Origin of the sequence: Streptomyces sp. NPDC002328 (assembly GCF_042890065.1) — a bacterium.
Classification (GTDB): Bacteria; Actinomycetota; Actinomycetes; order Streptomycetales; family Streptomycetaceae; genus Streptomyces.
In genome coordinates this window covers 90,164-109,743 of record NZ_JBIARQ010000005.1, presented here as the reverse complement: position 1 = coordinate 109,743, position 19,580 = coordinate 90,164, and the positions used below count along the sequence as shown (strand labels likewise).

16 protein-coding genes are annotated in these 19,580 nt (G+C 72.9%); 7 read left to right on the top strand and 9 right to left on the bottom strand.

The window, feature by feature from the left end:
• Nucleotides 1–75: 75 nt before the first annotated feature.
• Genes ACFYX4_RS15530 through ACFYX4_RS15520 form a run of 3 tightly spaced genes read right to left on the bottom strand, consistent with a single transcriptional unit; the run spans nucleotide 76 to nucleotide 2,739 of the window.
• Nucleotides 76–1,338, bottom strand: coding sequence for a hypothetical protein (locus ACFYX4_RS15530; protein ID WP_389332019.1), 1,263 nt, complete (start codon nucleotides 1,336–1,338; stop codon nucleotides 76–78).
• The gene (locus tag ACFYX4_RS15525; protein WP_389332016.1) at nucleotides 1,335–1,793 is read right to left on the bottom strand and encodes a hypothetical protein; all 459 of its coding nucleotides are present in this window, start codon (nucleotides 1,791–1,793) and stop codon (nucleotides 1,335–1,337) included. Before ACFYX4_RS15525 ends, ACFYX4_RS15530 begins: the two co-directional genes overlap by 4 nt.
• Complete coding sequence (locus ACFYX4_RS15520) at nucleotides 1,783–2,739, bottom strand: serine/threonine-protein kinase (protein WP_389332013.1); 957 nt, start codon at nucleotides 2,737–2,739, stop codon at nucleotides 1,783–1,785. The genes ACFYX4_RS15525 and ACFYX4_RS15520 overlap by 11 nt, the downstream gene beginning before the upstream one ends.
• A 486-nt stretch (nucleotides 2,740–3,225) precedes the next feature.
• On the opposite strand from ACFYX4_RS15520, the gene ACFYX4_RS15515 reads away from it, so the two are divergent.
• Nucleotides 3,226–3,954, top strand: a complete 729-nt coding sequence (locus ACFYX4_RS15515; RefSeq protein WP_389332010.1) for an FAD binding domain-containing protein — start codon at nucleotides 3,226–3,228, stop codon at nucleotides 3,952–3,954.
• Between the two features lie 85 nt (nucleotides 3,955–4,039).
• Here the strand turns inward: ACFYX4_RS15515 and ACFYX4_RS15510 are convergent, their stop codons facing one another.
• Complete coding sequence (locus tag ACFYX4_RS15510) at nucleotides 4,040–5,272, bottom strand: DUF6745 domain-containing protein (protein WP_389332007.1); 1,233 nt, start codon at nucleotides 5,270–5,272, stop codon at nucleotides 4,040–4,042.
• Between the two features lie 18 nt (nucleotides 5,273–5,290).
• Complete coding sequence (locus tag ACFYX4_RS15505) at nucleotides 5,291–5,617, bottom strand: hypothetical protein (RefSeq protein WP_389332004.1); 327 nt, start codon at nucleotides 5,615–5,617, stop codon at nucleotides 5,291–5,293.
• A gap of 184 nt (nucleotides 5,618–5,801) precedes the next feature.
• Between ACFYX4_RS15505 and ACFYX4_RS15500 the strand changes: the two genes are divergently transcribed.
• The 6 genes from ACFYX4_RS15500 to ACFYX4_RS15475 are packed head-to-tail and all read left to right on the top strand — an operon-like array spanning nucleotide 5,802 to nucleotide 12,732.
• Nucleotides 5,802–6,761, top strand: coding sequence for an STM4015 family protein (locus ACFYX4_RS15500; RefSeq protein ID WP_389332001.1), 960 nt, complete (start codon nucleotides 5,802–5,804; stop codon nucleotides 6,759–6,761).
• Between the two features lie 11 nt (nucleotides 6,762–6,772).
• On the top strand, nucleotides 6,773–7,966 hold the full coding sequence (locus ACFYX4_RS15495) for an STM4014 family protein (protein WP_389331998.1): 1,194 nt from the start codon (nucleotides 6,773–6,775) through the stop codon (nucleotides 7,964–7,966).
• 7 nt (nucleotides 7,967–7,973) lie between these two features.
• Nucleotides 7,974–8,789 (top strand): STM4013/SEN3800 family hydrolase, encoded by an 816-nt coding sequence (locus ACFYX4_RS15490; protein ID WP_389333004.1) that lies wholly within the window; start codon nucleotides 7,974–7,976, stop codon nucleotides 8,787–8,789.
• A complete protein-coding gene (locus ACFYX4_RS15485; RefSeq protein WP_389331995.1) occupies nucleotides 8,786–10,123 on the top strand; it encodes an STM4012 family radical SAM protein in 1,338 nt (445 codons plus the stop codon). Before ACFYX4_RS15490 ends, ACFYX4_RS15485 begins: the two co-directional genes overlap by 4 nt.
• 10 nt (nucleotides 10,124–10,133) lie before the next feature.
• A complete protein-coding gene (locus tag ACFYX4_RS15480; protein ID WP_389331992.1) occupies nucleotides 10,134–11,048 on the top strand; it encodes an STM4011 family radical SAM protein in 915 nt (304 codons plus the stop codon).
• Between the two features lie 28 nt (nucleotides 11,049–11,076).
• Nucleotides 11,077–12,732 (top strand): CHAD domain-containing protein, encoded by a 1,656-nt coding sequence (locus ACFYX4_RS15475; protein WP_389331989.1) that lies wholly within the window; start codon nucleotides 11,077–11,079, stop codon nucleotides 12,730–12,732.
• Between the two features lie 109 nt (nucleotides 12,733–12,841).
• On the opposite strand, the gene ACFYX4_RS15470 is transcribed toward ACFYX4_RS15475, so the two are convergent.
• From ACFYX4_RS15470 to ACFYX4_RS15455, 4 genes are all read right to left on the bottom strand, one after another.
• Nucleotides 12,842–14,905, bottom strand: a complete 2,064-nt coding sequence (locus ACFYX4_RS15470) for an RICIN domain-containing protein (protein WP_389331986.1) — start codon at nucleotides 14,903–14,905, stop codon at nucleotides 12,842–12,844.
• Between the two features lie 152 nt (nucleotides 14,906–15,057).
• Nucleotides 15,058–17,100, bottom strand: coding sequence for a beta-galactosidase (locus tag ACFYX4_RS15465; RefSeq protein WP_389331983.1), 2,043 nt, complete (start codon nucleotides 17,098–17,100; stop codon nucleotides 15,058–15,060).
• 79 nt (nucleotides 17,101–17,179) lie between these two features.
• Nucleotides 17,180–18,514 (bottom strand): ABC transporter substrate-binding protein, encoded by a 1,335-nt coding sequence (locus tag ACFYX4_RS15460; protein WP_389331980.1) that lies wholly within the window; start codon nucleotides 18,512–18,514, stop codon nucleotides 17,180–17,182.
• A 114-nt stretch (nucleotides 18,515–18,628) separates the two neighbouring features.
• Entirely contained in the window at nucleotides 18,629–19,576 is a 948-nt protein-coding gene (locus tag ACFYX4_RS15455; RefSeq protein ID WP_389331977.1) for a carbohydrate ABC transporter permease, read from the bottom strand.
• Nucleotides 19,577–19,580: the final 4 nt, after the last annotated feature.

The window sequence follows — 19,580 nt, the reverse complement described above, 5'->3', positions numbered from 1 at the left end:
GGAAGTACCTCTGTGGGTCGCTGGCGCGGTGGTGGCCGGTGGCCGGTGGCCGGTGTCCGGTGGCCTGGGGCCGGGTCAGGCGTGCGGGTCGTCCTCGGCCGTGCGGTGGTCGTGCACGGCCAGTTCACCGGTGCTGTGCCGCACGACGTACACGGGGCTCCCCGGCGGCGGGGGTTCGCCGGGTCCGCCCCAACCGGCCCGGAACAGAAGGCCGTCGACGTCCACGTAGCCCTGCGGGCGGAGGGCGGTGCGGACGGTGGCGGAGTGGTGGGGGGTGGTCGGGGCGGGGGGTTTCTGCGGGGCTGCTGTGGGCTGTGGGGCGGTGGGAAGCGGCGCGGGGGGCTGGGGTGCCGTGGGACGTGGGGCGGCGGGCGTCTCCGGGACGGTCACCGGTCGGCGGTGTTCGTTCGGGGCGGGGCTCGGTGTGGACGCCGACGCGGACGCCGTGGTCGCCGCCGTGGTCGCCTTGGTGCTCGTGCCCGTCGGCGCGGCCCGGGGCGGTGACTCGGCCGGGGCTCCGGTCCTTCGGACCATGAGGCCCAGCGTGGCCACCAGGCAGACCAGGACCGCGCCGACGACGAACAGCACGGCGAGCGCGTCGCCGGACGGGTCGTCGGCGAGGTCCGCCGGGGGCGCTCCGCCGCTGTCCGCGTTGCCGCCGGCGCCGTCGTCGCCGTTGTCCCCGTTGTCGCCGGGATCTTGTGGGGCGGTGGCCCGGTCCGGTCCGGCGGTGAACAGGGAGGTCCGGGCGTCCTGGGCGAGCCGGCGTTCCACGAGGTCCGCGCCGCTGCGGGCCCGGTTCCGGACGGCTTCACAGAAACCGTCGGGCGGGCAGCCCGCGAGGTCGTTGAGCCGCTCGTGCTCCGACGCCGTCAGCGGGCTGATCGTGCTGTGGGCGCCGACGATGCGGTGCGAGGCCAGGGCCAGCAGCAGGGTGCCGCCGGACCCGGTGCGCACGCCGTCCGGGACGATCACGACGAGTCTGTCGCGCAGCTCGGGCACGGCGTCCGCGACCGCGTCCAGACCGCCGTTCTCACGCAGGAACTGGGGCGCGGACACGGTGACGACGATGGACCGTTTGCCGCGCGCGGCGGCGTCCCCCCAGCACAGCACCGTCTCGGTGAAGTCGCTCGACGCGCACCCGGCCGCCGCGAACGCGGTCACCGCGGCGGACGGCTGCGGAGGCTCCGGCTGCATCGCGCCGGAGGGCGGCGCCGAGCCGAGGAGCAGCGACGGGACGAGCAGCGCGGCGCTCAGCAGCAGCCGGCGTACGACGGACCGGGGCGACCGGGGCGACCGGGGCGACCGGCGGGGCGGCGGGGGTGCGGGACGCGTCACAGGCGGAAGACCTCGCGGCATCGGGCGAACATGGTCACGGCCTGGTCGACCCAGCCGGACGCGATCGCGTCGAAGTCCTGCTGGCTCATCCGGCACGACAGGGGCAAGGTGCACACGCCTCCCAGATGCGGCCGGGCGCCGCGGACGTTCCAGACGGACAGGGTCGGGGTCAGCTGCTCGGTGTTCCAGGCGTTGGCCGCCGCCGCGCCGCGCGCGAGTTCGCCGGGCGCCAGACTGCGGCCGTTGGTCATGAATGCCACCAGGAAGCGGCGTGAGGTGGTGAGGCGGACCTCCAGGTCGTCGGGCCCGGCCGGGCGGCGGGTCACGCCGAGCGTCATGTGCGTGGACTCGTCGCGGACGGCCATCCCGCTGCCCGAGGCCCAGCGGTTCGCCAGCCGGTTCCACTCGCTGTCGAGGAGGAAGTGGGCGGTGCGGGCGTCGTGTTCAGCGGTCATGGCCGGCCGCCTCCAGGAGGAGGGCGTCCGTCAGCCCGTCCGCCAGCAGGGCGTGCGCGTTGCGGGCGAGGGCGACGGTGGAGTGCTGGGGCTGGGGCAGCCACAGCGTCGGGGCGTGCCGGTCCGTACCCGCCCTGCCCGTATCGGGCCTGGCCGGATCCGGCCTGTCCGTGTCCGCCCTGTCCGTGCCCGTCGGGCGGCGGCCGAGCGCGTCGAGCAGTTCGGCCGGGGTGGGCCGTTGCCCCGGGCGCTTGGCCAGACAGGCGGTGACCAGGACGCGGAGCCCGTCCGGCAGCGACCGCACATCGGGCGGGGTGTGCACGATGCGATAAAGGAGCTGGGCATTGCTTCCGTCACCGAAAGGGCTGCGCTCGCCGGCGGCGAAGGAAAGGACCAGCCCGAAGGAGAACACATCGCTCGCGGTGGTCGGCGCGCTCCCGGTGATCTGCTCCGGGGACATGAAATGCGGAGTGCCCAGCAGGGCCCCCGGATCGGTCAACGGCGGAAGGTCCGTCACATGGGCGATTCCGAAGTCGATGACGCGTGGACCCGCCGCGTCCATGAGCACGTTGTGCGGTTTGAGATCGCGGTGGACGATTCCGGCGGCATGGATGTCGAGCAATGCCTCGGCCAGTCCGGCCCCCAGCCGCCGTGTCTGTGCGTGGCTGAGGGGGCCGTTCGCGCGGACGGTCTGCCACAGGGAGGGACCGGGGACGAAGACGGTGGCCAGCCACGGCAGTTCGCAGTCGGTGTCGGCGTTCACCACCGGGGCGGTGTACGCGCCGTTGACCGCGCGGGCGGCGCTCACCTCACGGGCGAAGCGGCGGCGGAAGCGCGGCTCCTTGGCGAGCTCGGGACGGATGACTTTCACGGCCACGGGCCGGCCGCCGGGGCTGTGCGCCAGATAGACGGAGCCCATACCGCCCTGACCGAGGAATTGCGCCACCTGATACGGGCCGATACGCGTCGGAATTGTTCTCTGGTCCACGAGTGTCCGGTCCCCCCGAGTGCGTTCACACCTGAATTCCGCGTCACAGCAAGCGACTTGGCGGGTGGGGTGATGAATACCCGCCCAGCCTAGCCGCGTTGGCCGGATTCCTACCCAGCGATACGAAAAGAAGGAAAAGGGGACGGGGGCGTGCGGAGGTGCGGGGGAGCGCATTCTCCGGGGCGCGGCAGCCCCGAGCGCGTATACGAAAATGAGCACGGCCCGTGATCTCGCCCGTGCGGAGCCGTGAACGGGGTTGCCTCGTCACGGACTTGAGGCTCGGGCCGCAGGTCTGCGGGCCGTGTGGCGGGGGCGCATGAATCGGACGGTGAGCCCTGTATGCGCCCCCGCTCGGCTGGGGAGAATCCTTTCGTCAGTGATCATGCGGCGGACCGTGCACCCGGGTGCTGACCGCCGACGTACAGGGAAGGCAGGTCGGTCGTCGTGTGGTTGCGTCTTCCCACCTCCGTGTCCGAAACGCAGGAGTTCCTGGCGGCCGGGGCCGTGCCGATAGGCGGGGCCTCACTCGTGTGGGCGACGTGGCAGCGTGACGGCTTCCCCGAGCAGGCCGTGTCGCTGCGCGAACTGCCGGAGGCCAACGTGAACGGCCCGGGAAAGCTGGGCGCGGCCGTCGTGCTGAGCCGGATCGGGGAGGACGCGCCGGAGGTGCTGCGGAAGGCCGCGGCCACGGTGGGCACCGGGGCCGTGCGGCGGACGGCCACGGTCGGCGGCAACATCGTCGGAAGCACCCTGCGCTGTCTGCTGCCCGCGGCGCTCGTCCTGGACGCCCGGGCCACGGTGCTGGAACCCGACCGCGTCTACGAGACCGATCTCGCCGAACTCGTCGCGAAGCGACCCCTCCTGCTGCACCTGACGTGGAACGACCCGGAGGTGAGCGGCTATCGCAAGCTCGCCGGCGAGGCGGGCGGCCCGCCGCCTTTCGTCGTGGCGGCAGCCGTGCACGCCGACGCCGACGCCGAGAGCGGGCGACGCCTGCGGATCGCCGTCCGCGACGGCTACGAGGTGCTGAGCGAGAGCGCCCCCTGCGAGGGAGCGGCCGAGGACACCGTCGCCGCCCTGCGCCGCACGGACCTGGGCGCACTGGACCCGACCGCCTGGGAGGCTGTACGCGACCAGGTCACCGAAGTCCTCACCCGCCCGTCCGCGGCCTGAACCCGGCCGGGGCCTGAACCCGTCCGCGGCCTGAACCCGTCCGCGGCCTGAACCCGGCCCGGCCGCGGCCGGGAATCCGGCTCCCTCACGTCTCCTGGAGCGGCGCGTACGCCTCCCGTTGCAGGCCGAACGTCCAGGCGACGCCCTCGCGGGCCGTCGTCGTGGACGGCGGGACGCGCAGCCAGTACGTGCGCCGGCTTCCGTCCGGCTCCGGGGTGGAGTTGAGCACCTCCACCATCACGACGGGCTCGTCGCCGAGGAGGTCGATCCGCCAGAGCGTGCCCGTCTCGTCGCGGTGGAGGGGGCGGGCCCCGGAGTCGGCGAGGTAGCGCTCGTAGCCGTAGTGCTCCAGCATCACGCGGCGCAGCTCGGCGTTGTCCTCGTCGCGGATCCGCTGCGGGGTCAGCGTGCGCAGCTCCGCGAGGAAGGCGCCGGGGACCGGCATGCCGCGCCAGGCGTGCAGGGCGAAGCCGTCGGGGTAGGCGAGCGCCGGGCCGTCGCCGCGGTCCAGGCGTCCGGCCTCGTCGCGGTGGAGCGCGACGGGGCGTTCGCACACCACCGCCACCTCGGCGAACGGCCACCACCACCCGGCGTTCCGGGACACCTCGGCCAGTCCGGCGAGCGGCCCGTCGTCCGTGGGGAACGCGGCGAGCCAGGGCGCGTCGTGCTGCCCCAGCACCGCTTCCAGCAGGAGCAGCCGGGTCTGCACCTCCTGTGCCCGGTCCTCGGCCAGCTCCTCCAGCACGCCTTGGCGGATCCGCGCGACCAGGGCCTGCGTGGTCTCCCACAGCCGGCCGCCCGTCGCCGCCCAGTGCGCCGACCAGCCGGCGGCGCCCAACTCCTCGTGCAGCCGCCGCCGTTCGAGCGCCCAGGGCGCGGTGCGGACCGACTCGCGGACGCTCGGGCCCCTGTCCTCCAGACCCCGTATCAGGGTCACCGCCGCACGCGGCGACTCGGCCCACACCACCCGTCGCGGCTCCGCGAGACCGGCCTGCCGGTAGGCACGGCGGACGCCGGCCTCCGCGCGCGCCCGGTCGGCGGGCACGGCCGCCGCCGCGCACGCCCGCCAGAACCCGACGCCGCCCCCGGCCACGCCCTCACCCCCCGACCCCGCCGCCTCGTCCACCACACCCGCCCGCTCCGCCACCGCTCGCCCCTCCACCCCTCGCCCTTCCGACACGCCGCCCAGCCCCTCCGACACCCGCTCCTCCGACACCCGCTCCTCCGACACCCGCTCCTCCGACACCCGCTCCTCCGACACCGGCCCCTCCGACACCCGCTCCTCCGACACCGGCTCCTCCGACACCCGCTCCACCATCACCCGTTCCTCCACCCCTCAGTCCGCCACGATCCGCACCGACCCCGGCACGTACTCCCGCTGCCGGATCACCCGGTACCACCCCTTCGGGAGGGTGATGGCCGCGTGCTCCTCGTGGACCACCCGGCCCCCCTGCGGCAGATGCAGCAGGAACGGCCCGAACGGCCCCGGCTCCCGCACCAGTTCACCCGGTCCGACGACCGCGTGCGCATGCCCGGTGACCTCGCCCAGCGCCAGCACGAGCCGCCCCCGCGCGTCCCGCCGCTCCTTCGGCGCGGCGGCGACATGCGAAGGCACCGCCTCCGCCGCCACGGGCACGATCAGCACGTCTCCCTGCCGGTACACGGCAGCCCTCCCCTCCGGCCGGCGCACGGCGCACCGGCCTCATGACGTCGACCGTAGGACCCCCCACTGACAACGGCCCGGAACCAGGCTCCGCAACCCCGCCCCGCCCCCGGCGCTGTCAGTGCCTGTTGGTAGAACTGCGGTCACCACGGAACGCACCCTCTTCCTCCACAGGAGCAGCCGCATGACCATCGGTGAACACCTCTCGGCGCTGTACCGGCTGCCCGCCCGCACCTTCCCCGGCCCCGACGCGCGGACGGACGACCTGCCCGAGGCGGACGCCGTCGCCTGGCGGATCACCAGCGACGTGTACGACGCCGACGAGAACTGGACGGACGCGTTCGCCCGTTTCTGCTCCGTCGTCGACACCACCCGGGTCCGCGCGCTGATCGTCGGCGCCTGGCAGGAGGCGTACGAAACGGAGCCGTCCGACGTCGTCGAGGCGCTGCTCGCCGCCCGGGACCGGTTCCCCGCCCTGCGGGCGCTGTTCGTCGGCGACATGGTCGGGGAGGAGTGCGAGATCTCCTGGATCAACCAGACCGACGTCACCCCGCTCCTCGACGGCTTCCCCGAGCTGGTGGAGTTCGGCGTCCGGGGCGGTTCGGAGCTGCGTTTCCCGGCCGTGAAGCACACCGGCCTGCGTAAGCTGGTCATGCAGACCGGCGGACTGCCCGCCGAGGTCGTGCGCGGCGTCGGCGCGAGCGAACTGCCCGCGCTGGAGCACCTCGACCTGTGGCTCGGCACGCCCGAGTACGGCGGTGACAGCGAGGCGGCCGACCTGGAGCCGATCCTGTCCGGCGACCGTCTGCCGCGGCTGCGCCATCTGGCCCTGCGCAACAGCGAGATGCAGGACGCGGTCGCCGCGGCCGTCGCCGCCGCGCCCGTGGTGGCCCGGCTGGAGGTCCTGGACCTGTCCATGGGCGTCCTCACCGACGAGGGCGGCGCGGCCCTGCTGTCCGGCCAGCCGCTCACCCACCTCAAGAAGCTCGACCTGCACCACCACTACCTCAGCGAGCCCGTCCAGGAGCGGATCCGCCAGACCCTGACGACCGAGGGCGTCGAGGTCGACCTCGACCGCGACGACGCCGACGAGGACGAGGAAGACGACGGCACGGTGTGGCGCTTCGTCGCCGTGGGGGAGTGAACCCGACGACCGTGCGCCCACCCACCGGCGGCCCCCCCGCCGCGCCCCGCTTCGCCGTCGTGGGCAACCCCGAGAACCGTCGTGTCGCCCTCTTCGCCGACGCGGTGCGCGCGGCGGGACTGCCCGCACCACGGGTCGTCCCCTGGACGGACGTGCTCCGCGACGGCGGGGCGGAGTTCGACGCCGAGGAGGTCGTCCGCGTCGACTCGCCGGGCGAGAACGCCGACGTCGACCGGCTGCTGCGCGGCGCCCCCGACCCCACCCGGGTCGAGGGCTCCGCCCGCTGGTACGCCGGGTTCACCGCGGCGCTGCGCGGCCTGCGCGGCGGCGTGCGCCTCGACGACCCGGACGACCTCGCCGTGCTGTTCGACAAACGCCGCTGCCACGCCGTGCTGGACGCGGCGGGCGTACCGGTGCCCGCCTCCCCGACCTCCGGCCCGCTCGGCGCGCCGGTGCGGGGCTGGGACGACGTACGGGCGCTGATGCGGGAGCACCGCATGCCCAGGCTCTTCGTCAAGCCCGCGCACGGATCGTCCGCGTCCGGAGTGCTCGCCGTGGAGTCGGGCGGCGCGGGCCGGATCCGGGCGACCACCTCCGTCGAACTGACGGCGGACGGCCGCCTCTTCAACTCCCTGAAAGTGCGCCGCTACGAACGGGAGGCGGACATCGCGGCCGTCGTCGACGCGCTCGCCCCGGACGGGCTGCACCTGGAACGCTGGCTGCCGAAGGCCTCCCAGGAGGGCCGCGCCGCCGACCTCAGGGTCGTCGTCGTGGCCGGCCGGGCGACCCACGCCGTGGTCCGCACCAGCCGCTCGCCCATGACCAACCTCCACCTCGGCGGCAGCCGGGGCGACCTCGAGGCGGCCCGGCGGGCCGTCGAGGCGGCGGGCGCCCGCTGGTCCGACCTGCTCGGCGTGTGCGAGCGGGCCGCGGCCTGCTTCCCGCGCACCCTGTGCGTCGGCGTCGACCTGCTCCCGGCGGTCGGCTGGCGCAGGTCCGCCGTCGGCGAGGTCAACGCCTTCGGCGACCTCCTGCCCCGCCTCACCGGCCTCCCCGGCAGCGGCGCCGAGGGACTCGACACCTACGCCGCCCAGGTGGCCGCCGTACTCCGCGAGCGGCACGGAACAGACCGGCACAGCGCTGACCGGCAGAACGCGGACCGGCAGAGCGCAGACCGGCACAGAACAGGAACTCCCCATGCCTGAGCCCGACATGAACGAGATCGTCGGCAGCCACGACCTCCTCCTCGTCACCCTCGACACCCTCCGTCACGACGTCGCCGTCGAACTCGCCGAGGCCGGCCGCATCCCCAACTTGGCCCGCCATCTCCCCGGCGGCCACTGGGAGAAGAGGCACGCCCCGGGCAGCTTCACCTACGCCTCCCACCAGGCGATCTTCGCGGGCTTCCTGCCCACCCCGGCCGAACCCGGCCCGCACCCGCGCCTGTTCGCGGCGAGCTTCGCCGGCAGCGAGACCACCGCCGACGGCACCTTCGTCTTCGACACCCCGGACCTGGTCTCCGGCCTGGCGAAGGCCGGGTACCACACGGTGTGCGTCGGCGGAGTGGGCTTCTTCAACAAGCAGGGCCCGCTCGGCTCGGTGCTGCCCGGCCTCTTCCACGAGTCCCACTGGACACCGGAGTTCGGCGTCACCTCGCCCCACTCCTTCGAGAACCAGATCGCCTGCGCCGAGCAGGTCGTCCGCGAACTCCCCGCCGAACAGCGGCTGTTCCTCTTCGTGAACGTCTCCGCCCTGCACCAGCCGAACTGGTTCCACCGGCCCGGCGCGACCCGCGAGGCCGGCGACAGCCGCGCGACCCACGCCGCCGCGCTGGAGTACGTCGACCGGCACATCGGACGGCTGTTCGCCGCCGCGAGCAGCCGGCGCCGCTGCTTCGCGATCGTCTGCTCCGACCACGGCACCGCCTACGGCGACGACGGCTACACCGGCCACCGCCTCGGCCACGAGTCGGTGTGGACCGTGCCGTACGCCCACTTCTTCCTCGACCCCGCCGAGGCCGCCCGATGACCACCGCCCAACTCACCAACCCCTACCAGCACTACGTCTACGCCTACCCCCACAAGACCGCCTACCGCGGGCTCCCCGACCGCCCGACCCTGCGCTCCCTGTGGGCCGAGGAGCCCAAGAACGCCCTCTCCCTCTACCTGCACATCCCGTTCTGCGAGGTCCGCTGCGGCTTCTGCAACCTCTTCACCCGCATCGGCGCCCCCGACGGCCTCACCGGCGCCTACCTGGACGCGCTCGAACGGCAGGCCACCGCCGTACGGGAGGCGCTCGGGGACAGCGACGACGTCCGGTTCGCCACGGCCGCCTTCGGCGGCGGCACCCCCACCTTCCTCACCGCCGCCGAACTCACCCGCCTCGCCGACATCGCCGAGCACCGCATGGGCGCCGATCTGCGCGCCGTGCCCCTCTCGGTGGAGGCCTCACCGGCCACGGCCACCGCCGACCGGCTCGCCGTGCTGGCCGAGCGCGGGACCACCCGGCTCAGCCTGGGCGTGCAGAGCTTCGTCGACTCCGAGGCGCGGGCCGCCGTACGCCCGCAGCGGCGCGCCGACGTCGAGGCGGCCCTCGCCCGCGTCCGCGACGCCCGCATACCGGTCCTCAACATCGACCTCATCTACGGCATCGACGGCCAGACGCAGGACACCTGGCGGCACTCGCTCGACGCGGCCCTCGCCTGGCGACCCGAGGAGCTCTACCTCTACCCCCTCTACGTCCGCCCCCTGACCGGCCTCGACCGCCGCCGCACCGGCCCCGACCCCGCCTGGGACGAGCAGCGGCTGCGCCTGTACCGCGCCGGACGCGACCACCTCCTCGCGCACGGCTACACCCAGCAGTCGATGCGCATGTTCCGCCGCGCCGACGCCCCGCCCCAGGGCGCGGACGACTACGCCTGCCAGACCGACGGCATGATCGGCCTCGGCTGCGGCGCCCGCTCCTACACCGCCGGCCTGCACTACTCCTTCGACTACGCCGTCGACATGCACGAGATCCGCGGGATCATCGACGACTATGTGTCGCGGCCCGCCGCCGACTTCGCCCGCGCCGAGTACGGCCGGCGCATGGACGCGGACGAGTCCCGCCGACGCCACCTCCTCCAGTCCCTCCTCCAGGCCGACGGCCTGCCCCTCGACGACTACCGCGCCCGCTTCGGCGGCGACCCCGCCGACGACTTCGCCCCCGAACTCGCCCGCCTCGCCGACCGCGGCTGGCTCACGGACGACACCCCGGGCGTCCTCCGGCTCACCCCCGCGGGCCTCGCCCACTCCGACGCCATCGGCCCCGGCCTGTTCTCCCCGGCCGTCCGCGCCGCGATGGCCGCCTACGAGAGGAAGTGACCGTCCCGCCATGGACCTCACCCTGCTCTACCGCGGCCCCCTCGCCTCCTGCGACTACGACTGTCCCTACTGCCCCTTCGCCAAGCGGCGCGACACCGGCCACCAGCTCCGCGCCGACCGCGCCGCCCTCGAACGGTTCGCGCGCTGGGCGGCCGGCCAGACCGGCGACCGGCTGTCGATCCTGTTCACTCCCTGGGGGGAGGGCCTTGTTCGCTCCTGGTACCGGCGCACCCTGGCCGAGCTGTCCCACCTGCCGCACATCCGCCGGGCAGCGATCCAGACCAACCTGAGCTGCCGCACCGACTGGCTCGCCGACGCCGACTCCGACACGCTGGCCCTGTGGTGCACCTACCACCCCGGCCAGACGCCCTACGACCGCTTCCTCGCCAAGTGCCGCGACCTCGGCGAGCGCGGAATCCGCTTCAGCGTCGGCGTCGTCGGCTTCCCCGAACACCTTGAAGCGGCCCGCCGGCTGCGGGACGACCTGCCCGAACACGTCTACCTGTGGATCAACGCGGCCGAGGGGCACACCTACACCGACGCCGAGGCCGAGACCTGGACCGCCCTCGACCCGCTCTTCCCCTACAGCCGCCACCCGCACGCCAGCGCCGGCCTGCCCTGCCGCACCGGCGACTCCGTGATCTCGGTCGACGGCGACGGAGCCGTCCGCCGCTGCCACTTCGTCCGCACCCCGCTCGGAAACCTCTACGACGGCTCCTACCGCGCGGCCCTGCGCCCCCGCCTCTGCCCGCTCACCGTCTGCGACTGCCACATCGGCTACGTCCACCTGGAGACGCTTCCCCTGTACGACGTCTTCGCGGGCGGCGTCCTGGAGCGCGTACCGGCTGCCGTACCGACGGCAGTACCGGCCGGCGGGCCCGTTGACCTGCCGTATCCCGTGCGCGGCGGCGTCACGGAGGTTTGATTCGGCGCATTGTGTCAACCGGGGAGATATGACGCAGTCGACGCGGGAGACGGAACGGAAGTACGAGGTGCCGGACTCGGGCGGCTTCCCGACCCTGTCCGCCCTGTCCGGCACGGACCCGGGCAGGAGCGGAGGCAAGGGCAAGGGCAGCGGCAAGAGCGCAGGCAAGGGCAAGAACGCCCCGCGCAAGAACGGCGCGCGCAAGAACGGCGCGGGCAAGAACGGGGGCAAGGGAAGGGCGGCCCAGGCCCCCTCGCTCGTCGACGGGGGAGCGCACGACCTGGACGCGGTGTACTGGGACACCGCCGACCTGCGGCTGACCCGCTCCGCCGCGACCCTGCGCCGCCGCACGGGCGGCTCCGACGCCGGCTGGCACCTGAAGCTGCCGCTGATCGGCGACACCCGCGAGGAGATCCGCGCCCCCCTCCAGGACGACGTGCCCGACCAACTGCGCGAACTCGCGCTGTCCCGGACCCGCGGGGCCCGCCTCCGGCCCGTCGTCCGCATCCGCTCGAAGCGCTCCGTGCGCGACCTCGTCGACGCCGACGGGGCGGTCCTCGCCGAGGTCGTCCTCGACCGGGTGGAGGCCGACTCACTGCGCCCCGAGGGCGGCCACGCGTCCTGGGCGGAGCTGGAGGTCGAGACGGTCGCCGAGGACGGCGACCCCGCCCTGCTGGACCGCGTCGACAAGGCCCTCGGCGAGGAGGGCTTCTCCCGCTCCGAGGCCCCGTCCAAGCTGGCCCGCGCGCTCACCGAGACCGCCCCCGAGGCGGACCGCGCCCCCCGCGGCCCGGCCGACCTGCCGTCGGGCACGGCCGGCGCGGAGCTCCACGCCTATCTGGCCGCGCAGGTCCGCGCCCTCGTCGAGCTCGACCCGTCCGTACGGCGCGGACTGCCGGACTCCGTGCACAAGATGCGGGTCGCCTGCCGCCGGCTGCGCAGCAGTCTGCGCTCGTACCGCTCCCTGGTCGACCGGAAGGTCACCGACCCGCTCCGGGCCGACCTGAAGTGGCTCGGCGGCGAGCTGGGCGCCGAACGCGACCAGGAAGTCCTGCTGGGACGGCTGCGCGAGGGCCTCGACGGCCTGCCCGGCGAACTGGTCCTCGGGCCCGTCTCGGCCCGCCTCCAGGCCTGGGACGTCACCAGGTCGGCCGAGGCCCGCGAACGCACCCTCGCCGCGCTGTCCTCACCCCGCTACGTGGCCCTCCTGGAGGCGCTGGACCACCTCACCGCCGACCCGCCGCTGCGGGCCAAGGCCTCCGGGAAGGCGAAGAAGGCCCTGCCCAAGGCGCTCGGCAAGGAGTTCGACCGCTTCGCCGGACGGGTCGACCGTGCCCTGGGCACACCGCCGGGCCCCGAACGCGACGCCGCGCTCCACGAGGCCCGCAAGGGCGCCAAGCGCCTGCGCTACGCCGCCGAGGCGGCCCGCCCCGCCCTCGGCAAGCCCGCGAAGCGCCTGAGCAAGAGTGTGAAGGCCGTGCAGCAGACGCTCGGCGACCACCACGACAGCGTCGTCGCGCGCGACGCCCTACGCCGTCACGCGGTGGCGGCCCATATCGCCGGCGAGCCCGGCTTCACCTGGGGCCTGCTGTACGGCAGGGAACAGGCCACGGCGGCCGTCCACGAGGAGACGCTGCCGAAGCTGTGGCGTGAGGCGGCACGAGGCCGCCCGCGCGGGGCCTGAACCACACGACAGGGCCGCGCCCGCACCGGGGGACACACGGTGCGGGCGCGGCCGTCTCAGGTGGTCGGCCGGCGTTGTGGACGCCGGCTCAGGGGCCGTCAGCAGGCGGTCAGGAGGCGTTCGTCCCCTTCGCTGCGTTGGTCACGTCCGTCACGTCCGTCACCCTCCACCGCTGGTTGGCGCCGGAGTTGGGCTGCCAGGTCGTGACGGCGGCACCCTCGTTCGTGGCCTGGCCGCCGACTTCGAGGACCCGGCCGGACGCCGGGTTCACCAGGGTCCAGGTGCCGTCGCCGGTGGTCGACAGGACCCACTCGGTGGCCGCGTCGCGTACGCCGGTGTCGGGCTCCACCACCGGGACGTTGTTGCGGACGGCGAGCCGCTTGCCCTGCGCCGGGTTGGCGAACACGTACCGCTGGCGGGCGCCGTCGGTGTCGCCGTAACGGGCGTCCAGCCGCCACTGCTGCGCGACGGAGCCGTTCGCGGTCCCGATGACCAGGCCGGTGCCGTTGGCGGCGACGGTGACCGCCTTGCCGCTCTGGACGCCGGTCAGCGTGTAGGTGCGGTCCTCGCGGATCAGCGGGGCGTCCTTCGCGGCGTCGGAGACGCCGGTCACGGCGAAGGTGGTCACCGACTGGGCGGGCACGGTGAAGGAGGCCTTGCCGTCGCTCACCTCGACCGGGGCCTTCCGCTGAAGCTTGCCGTCGGCGGAGGTGACGACCGGGGTGACGGTCGCGCCGTCCCTGACCTTGCGGAACTTCGACAGGTCGAGGGTGACCGTGCGGGCCTCGGTGGTGCTGTTGACGTGGACGAGCGAGAGGCCCTTGCCGTCAGCGGTCACGGCGGCGGCGCTGGAGGCGTCGTCGACCTTGATCAGCCGGTCGCCGGGCTTGATGAAGTGCGTGAAGTTGCGCGCGGTGTCGAACTTCGTGTTCGTGTAGATCGGGCAGGTCTCCAGCGTGTCCGTGGAGGTGCAGCTGAACGGCATCTGGATGGAGCCCCAGTTGCCGCCCTTGGCGGACTCGCCGCCCGGCTTCATGTTGTCGTAGTCCTCGACCGGCTGCCAGAACACCCAGGCGGTGGGCTCCAGTTCGCGCAGGTCGTCGACGATCCGCTGGGCGAGCCCGAGACCCGGCCGCATGTCGGTGAAGCTCTGGCCGTCGCCCCAGTCGCCCTCGACCTCGCTCATCCACAGCGTCTTGTCGGCGGCCTTGGCCTGGTCGCGCACGGTGGTGCGCTGCCCGGTGCCGTAGGTGTGGACGTTCATCTGGTCGACCAGATCGCGCGACGCCTGGGAGTAGGCGTTCCAGTTCTGCGCGAAGATGCTCGGGTTCGTCTCGTCCATGGCCGAGATCTTCGCGTTGGTCTTCACCTTCCTCAGCGCCGGCTCCAGCGCCGCGAGGACCTTCTCCTGGAGCGCGGGCCCCATGTGGGCGCCCTCCTGACGGCCGCCGACCGGCTCGCCGTCCGCGCCCAGACGGGTGCTCCAGTAGTTGGTGTTCGGCTCGTTGAACGGGTCGACGGTCTTGACCTTGATGCCGTGCGCCCGCTCAAGCCGCTTCGTCGCGCCGGCCATGTAGGCGGCGAAGTCGTCGACCGACTCGGTCTTCAGCTGGTCCGTCGTGGCGTTGAAGCCGCCCGAGACGTAGCCGCTCACGGTCATGAACCACGGCGGGGAGTTGCTGAACGTCTCCCAGTGGGTGATGTCGTTCTTGATGCGGTCCACCCACCAGCGCTGGGTGGCGTCGGCGTCCTTGTTCCAGTCGGCCGGGTCGTCGGCGCTCCACCAGTCGGTGTCCTCGCGGGTGGTGCCCTCGGGCGCGTTCCACCAGCCCTCGACCGCGCCGCCGGCGCGCAGGTAGTCCTTGACGTCGGGGGCGTTGCCGCCGCCGACGTTGTAGCGGGCGATGTTCAGCGCGAGGCCGTCGTCGTCGAAGAGGAGCTTCGCCAGCTTCTCGCGGATCGCCGGCGGGTAGTCGCCGGTGGCGTTGGCGAACCAGACCAGGCTGGTGCCCCAGCCCTCGAACTTCTCCTGCTGGTACGACGGGTCCGGCTGCACGGTGACCGAGGAGGCGGCCTCGGCCTGCGCCGGGACGCTGAGCAGTGCGGCCCCGGTGGCCAGGGCGGTCAGCGCTGCGGCCCCGAGGGACCGTCTGCTGCGGGTACGGCGTGCCATCTGTGCTCCCAACTGCGGTGCGGTCGCTGCGTGGGCCCCTCCCGCAGTCGGAGCGGGAGGGGATGGCCCCCGGCGCGGACACGGGTGGGCGCCGTCGCCGGGGAGTCATGGGTCGTGCGGGTCTGTGCGGGTGGTTCGGCCGAGCGAGTGGTTCAGCCGAGCGGGCGGCGCAGTACGGCGACCTGGCGCGGGCCCAGGACGAGGGCTCCGCCCTCGTCGGAGGAGCCGAGCAGGATCTCGCCGTCCAGGCCGGTCACCGGCACCGTGTCGTCGGTGCGGTTGACCAGGAACAGGAAGCGCTCCGACGCACCGCGCCGGACGGTCAGCTCGACCCGTCCGCGCACGTCGGCCGGCAGTTCGCTGCGCACCCCGGCCGGCTCCAGCAGCCGCGGCAGCAGCGGGACCAGTCCGTCGACGCCGAGACGCGTGGAGACGTAGGAGGCGGAGCCCCGTTCGGTGACCCGCCGGGTGACGGCGGGCCGGCCGGCGTGCACGCCGCTGCGGTAGCGGACCAGGACCTCGGTGTCGGCGTCGGCGTCGATCTGGTCGGTCCACAGGGTGCCCGTGCCGCCGTCGTCCAGCTCCACGCTCTGCCCGGCGAGCAGCGGCCCGAACTCCTCGACGCGGATGCCGAGCAGCTCGCGCAGCGCGCCGGGGTAACCGCCCAGCCAGACATGGTCGTTCTGGTCGACGACGCCGGAGAAGTACGTGGTGACGAGGTGGCCGCCCTGCTCGGCGTAGCGGGTCAGCTCCTTGGCGAGCTCGGCGGGCACCACGTGCAGCACCGGGGCGATCAGCACCTGGTGCCGGGACAGGTCGGCGCGGGTGGTGACGAGGTCGGCGCGGACGCCCAGGGCGAGCAGCGCCGAGTACCAGTCGAGCGCCTCGCGCCGGTAGTCCAGCAGGGCGGTGGGGTGGGAGTCCTGCTCGCTCGCCCACCACGACTCCCAGTCGTAGAGGATGCCCACGGCGGCGGACTCTCGCTCCGAACCGGCCACCGGGGCAAGGGACTTGAGCGTCGCGCCGAGTTCGGCCACCGCGCGGAACACGTCGCTGTCCGCGCCGGCGTGCGGAACCATGGCCGAGTGGTACTTCTCGGCGCCCGCCGCCGACTGCCGCCACTGGAAGAAGCACACCGCGTCCGCGCCGTGCGCCACGTTCAGCAGCGAGTCGCGGGCCAGATCGCCCGGACGCTTCGCCACGTTGACGTGCTGCCAGTTGACGGCGCTGGTGGAGTGCTCCATCAGGAACCAGGGCCGGCCGCCCGCGATGCCGCTGACCAGGTTCGCGGAGAAGGACAGCTCGTCGCGGTCCTGCGGGCCGGGGTGGACGTAGTGGTCGTTGGAGACGAAGTCGATCTCCTCGGCCCAGTCCGGGTAGTTCATGCCCTTGGTGCCGCCCATCACCATGAAGTTGGTGGTGACCGGCACGTCCGGGGTGAACTCCCGCAGGATGTCCCGCTCCGCCCGCAGATGCTCCTTCAGCGCGTCCGAGGAGAACCGCTTGAAGTCGAGCTGCTGGGTCGGGTTGGGGTGCGAGGCGGCGAGCCGCGGCGGCAGGATCTGCTCCCAGTCGCTGTAGCGCTGCGACCAGAACGCCGTCCCCCAGGCGTGGTTGAGGGCGTCGAGCGTGCCGTAGCGGGCGCGCAGCCAGACCCGGAAGGCGCGGGCCGCGTCGTCCGAGAAGTCGTAGATGTTGTGGCAGCCCAGCTCGTTGGAGACATGCCAGGCCACGAGCGCCGGATGGTCCTTGTAGCGGTTCGCCATCTCCCGGACCAGGCGCAGGGCGTGCTCGCGGAAGACGGGCGAGGTGGGCCGCCAGTGCTGGCGCGCTCCCGGCCACAGCGTCTCGCCGTTCGCCGTCACCGGCAGGATCTCCGGGTGGGCGGTGGTCAGCCAGGGCGGCGGGGAGGCGGTGGCCGTGGCCAGGTCGACGCCGATGCCCCCCGCGTGCAGCAGGTCCATGACCTCGTCGAGCCAGCCGAAGTCCCACTCCTCGGGGCCCGGCTGGAGGCGCGCCCAGGAGAAGATCGCGACGGACACGACGGTGACGCCGGCCTCGCGCATCAGCCGGACGTCCTCCTCCCACACGTCCCGGGGCCACTGCTCGGGGTTGTAGTCGGCGCCGAAGGCCAGACGCGGGGCGGGGTCACCGTCCGCCCCGCGCAGCATGCGGGACTGGAGGGTGGAGATCATGGCGGTCCTTCCGAAGGTGGTGCGCGGGGGCGGCGCGGCCTGTCTGCCGCGCCGCCCGGCGGGTCCTGCTTGGCGGCTGCTACTCGACGGTGAAGCCCTGTTCCTTGCCGTACTTGACGGAGGCGTCCTGCCAGGCCTTCAGACCGTCCGTCAGCTTGGCGCCGCCGACGTAGGCCTTGCCGACGGTGTCGTTGAAGATCGAGTTGGCGTACTGCTGGAAGGGCAGGTACGACCAGTCGCTCGCCACGTTCGCGGCGGAGTCGGCGAAGATCTTGTTCGCCTCCTGCCCGCCGAAGTAGTCGAACTTGGTGGACTGGAACTCGGTGGACTGGAGCTCCGCGGTGGTCGCCGGGAACGCGCCCTGCTTCACCCGGGTCTTCACGCCGTCACCGGCGTTGGCGTACTCGACGAAGGCGTAGGCGAGTTCCTTGTTCTTGCCGAGGGCGGGCAGGGTCAGCGAGCTGCCGCCGTTCTCCGCGCTCGCCTTGTCGCCCTTGGTCCAGGCCGGCATGGGGGCCGCGCGCCAGTCGCCCTTGGCGCCCGGGACGCCGGTCACGAAGTTGGCGGGCATCCAGGCGCCGGTGGCCAGGGTGGCGATGGTGCCGTCGCCGAGGCCCTTGTACCAGTCGTCGGTCCAGCCGTTGATGGGCGAGAGAAGCTTCTCGTCGATCAGCTTCTGCCAGGTGTCGGTGTACTTCTTGGCGCCCGCGTCGGCGAAGTCGACCTTCACCGTGGTGCCGTCGACCTTGTAGGGACGCGAACCGGCCTGCCACAGCATGCTGGTGGTGAAGCCGGCGTCGCCGGCGTCGTTGGCGATGTAGACCTTGGGGTCGGCCTTGTGCAGCTTGCGGGCCGCCTCGACGTACTCGTCCCAGGTGGTGGGGACGGCGACCTTGTACTTGTCGAAGACCGTCTTGTTGTAGAACAGCGCCATCGGGCCGGAGTCCATCGGCAGGCCGTAGACGGCGTCGCCCTCGCTCACCGCGTTCCACGGACCCGGCGTGTACTTGGAGGCGAGCTTGTCGGCTCCGAAGGACTTGATGTCGGTGAGGCCCTTGGTGAGGGAGTACTGGCTCACCGCGAAGTACTCGACCTGGGCGACGTCCGGCACGCCCTTCTCGGCCGAGATCGCGTTGGACAGCGCGGTGTAGTGCTTGTCGCCGGAGCGCTCGCTGACCAGGTTGATCTTGACCTTGGGGTACTTCTTCTGGAAGTCGGCGGCGACCGTCTTCAGCGTGGGCTCCCAGGCCCACACCGTCACGGTGCCGCCCTTCTCCAGGGCGGCCTGGATGTCGCCCGCGGAGACGGCCTTCTGGTCCGAGCCGTCGTCGGAGCCGCCGCAGGCGGTGGCGCCCAGGGCGAGGGTGGAGAGGAGGGCTATGCCGCGCAGCAGGCGGCTTGTCCTTCTGTGCATGGAGGTGCTTCCACTTCTTCGTGGTGGGACAGGTGAGGGTGAGTGAGGGGGGTGGTGCGCGTTGTGGGGCTGAGGGGGCGGCCGTGGGGCCGCGGGGTCATTCCGGCCGCGGGGTCACTCCTTGACGCTTCCGGCGGCGAGACCTGACTGCCAGTACTTCTGGAGCAGCAGGAAGGCGGCGATCAGCGGCAGGATCGTGAGCAGCGAACCGGTGATCACCAGGTTGAAGATCACGTCGCCGCCGATCGTCTCGGCCTGGGAGTTCCAGACGCTCAGGCCCAGGGTCAGCGGGTACCAGTCCGAGTCCTTGAGCATGATCAGCGGCAGGAAGTAGTTGTTCCAGGTGGCGACCGTGGTGAACAGCAGCACGGTGACGATGCCGGGGGAGAGCAGCGGCAGCGCGACCGTGAAGAAGGTGCGGGCCTCGCCGGCCCCGTCGATGCGGGCGGCTTCCAGGAGTTCGGTGGGGATGGCCTCGGCGGCGAAGACCCACATCAGATAGAGGCCGAACGGCGAGACCAGCGAGGGGATGATCACCGCCCACGGGGTGTCGGTGAGGCCCATCTTGCTGAACATCAGGAACGTGGGCACCGCGAGCGCCGTGCCCGGCACGGCGACGGCCCCGATGACGACCGCGAAGATGCCGCGCTTGCCGACGAAGTCGAACTTCGCCAGCGCGTAACCGCCCAGCACCGCGAGGAGGGTCGCGCCGCCGGCGCCGAGCACCACGTACATCAGGGTGTTCAGCAGCCAGCGCGTGAACACGCCGTCGTCGTACGTGAACGTGTCGCGGATGTTGTCCCAGAGGGCGAAGTCGTCGCTGAACCACAGCCCGTTGGAGTCGGCCAGACCGGCCTGCGTCTTGGTGGCGTTGACGGCCAGCCAGATCAGCGGCACCACGGTGTAGAGGACGACCAGCGAGGTCAGCACCGTCAGCAGCACGCTGCGCCGGGGCTTCCCGGCGGTGTGCCGGCGCGGGCCGCGCAGCCGGGGCGTGTTGCCCGAAGTGCCGGAGGACTTCACGGGAGTCGCGGGGGAGGCGGTGGTGAGAGGGGTGCTCATCGGG

What these genes read in the sequence shown, in the direction of transcription:
- ACFYX4_RS15525 (WP_389332016.1), bottom strand. Translation starts at nt 1,793, where the DNA reads ATGACCGCTGAACACGACGCCCGCACCGCCCACTTCCTCCTCGACAGC.
- ACFYX4_RS15510 (WP_389332007.1), bottom strand. Translation starts at nt 5,272, where the DNA reads ATGGTGGAGCGGGTGTCGGAGGAGCCGGTGTCGGAGGAGCGGGTGTCG.
- ACFYX4_RS15500 (WP_389332001.1), top strand. Translation starts at nt 5,802, where the DNA reads ATGACCATCGGTGAACACCTCTCGGCGCTGTACCGGCTGCCCGCCCGC.
- ACFYX4_RS15490 (WP_389333004.1), top strand. Translation starts at nt 7,974, where the DNA reads ATGAACGAGATCGTCGGCAGCCACGACCTCCTCCTCGTCACCCTCGAC.
- ACFYX4_RS15485 (WP_389331995.1), top strand. Translation starts at nt 8,786, where the DNA reads ATGACCACCGCCCAACTCACCAACCCCTACCAGCACTACGTCTACGCC.
- ACFYX4_RS15480 (WP_389331992.1), top strand. Translation starts at nt 10,134, where the DNA reads ATGGACCTCACCCTGCTCTACCGCGGCCCCCTCGCCTCCTGCGACTAC.
- ACFYX4_RS15475 (WP_389331989.1), top strand. Translation starts at nt 11,077, where the DNA reads ATGACGCAGTCGACGCGGGAGACGGAACGGAAGTACGAGGTGCCGGAC.
- ACFYX4_RS15470 (WP_389331986.1), bottom strand. Translation starts at nt 14,905, where the DNA reads ATGGCACGCCGTACCCGCAGCAGACGGTCCCTCGGGGCCGCAGCGCTG.
- ACFYX4_RS15465 (WP_389331983.1), bottom strand. Translation starts at nt 17,100, where the DNA reads ATGATCTCCACCCTCCAGTCCCGCATGCTGCGCGGGGCGGACGGTGAC.
- ACFYX4_RS15460 (WP_389331980.1), bottom strand. Translation starts at nt 18,514, where the DNA reads ATGCACAGAAGGACAAGCCGCCTGCTGCGCGGCATAGCCCTCCTCTCC.
- ACFYX4_RS15455 (WP_389331977.1), bottom strand. Translation starts at nt 19,576, where the DNA reads ATGAGCACCCCTCTCACCACCGCCTCCCCCGCGACTCCCGTGAAGTCC.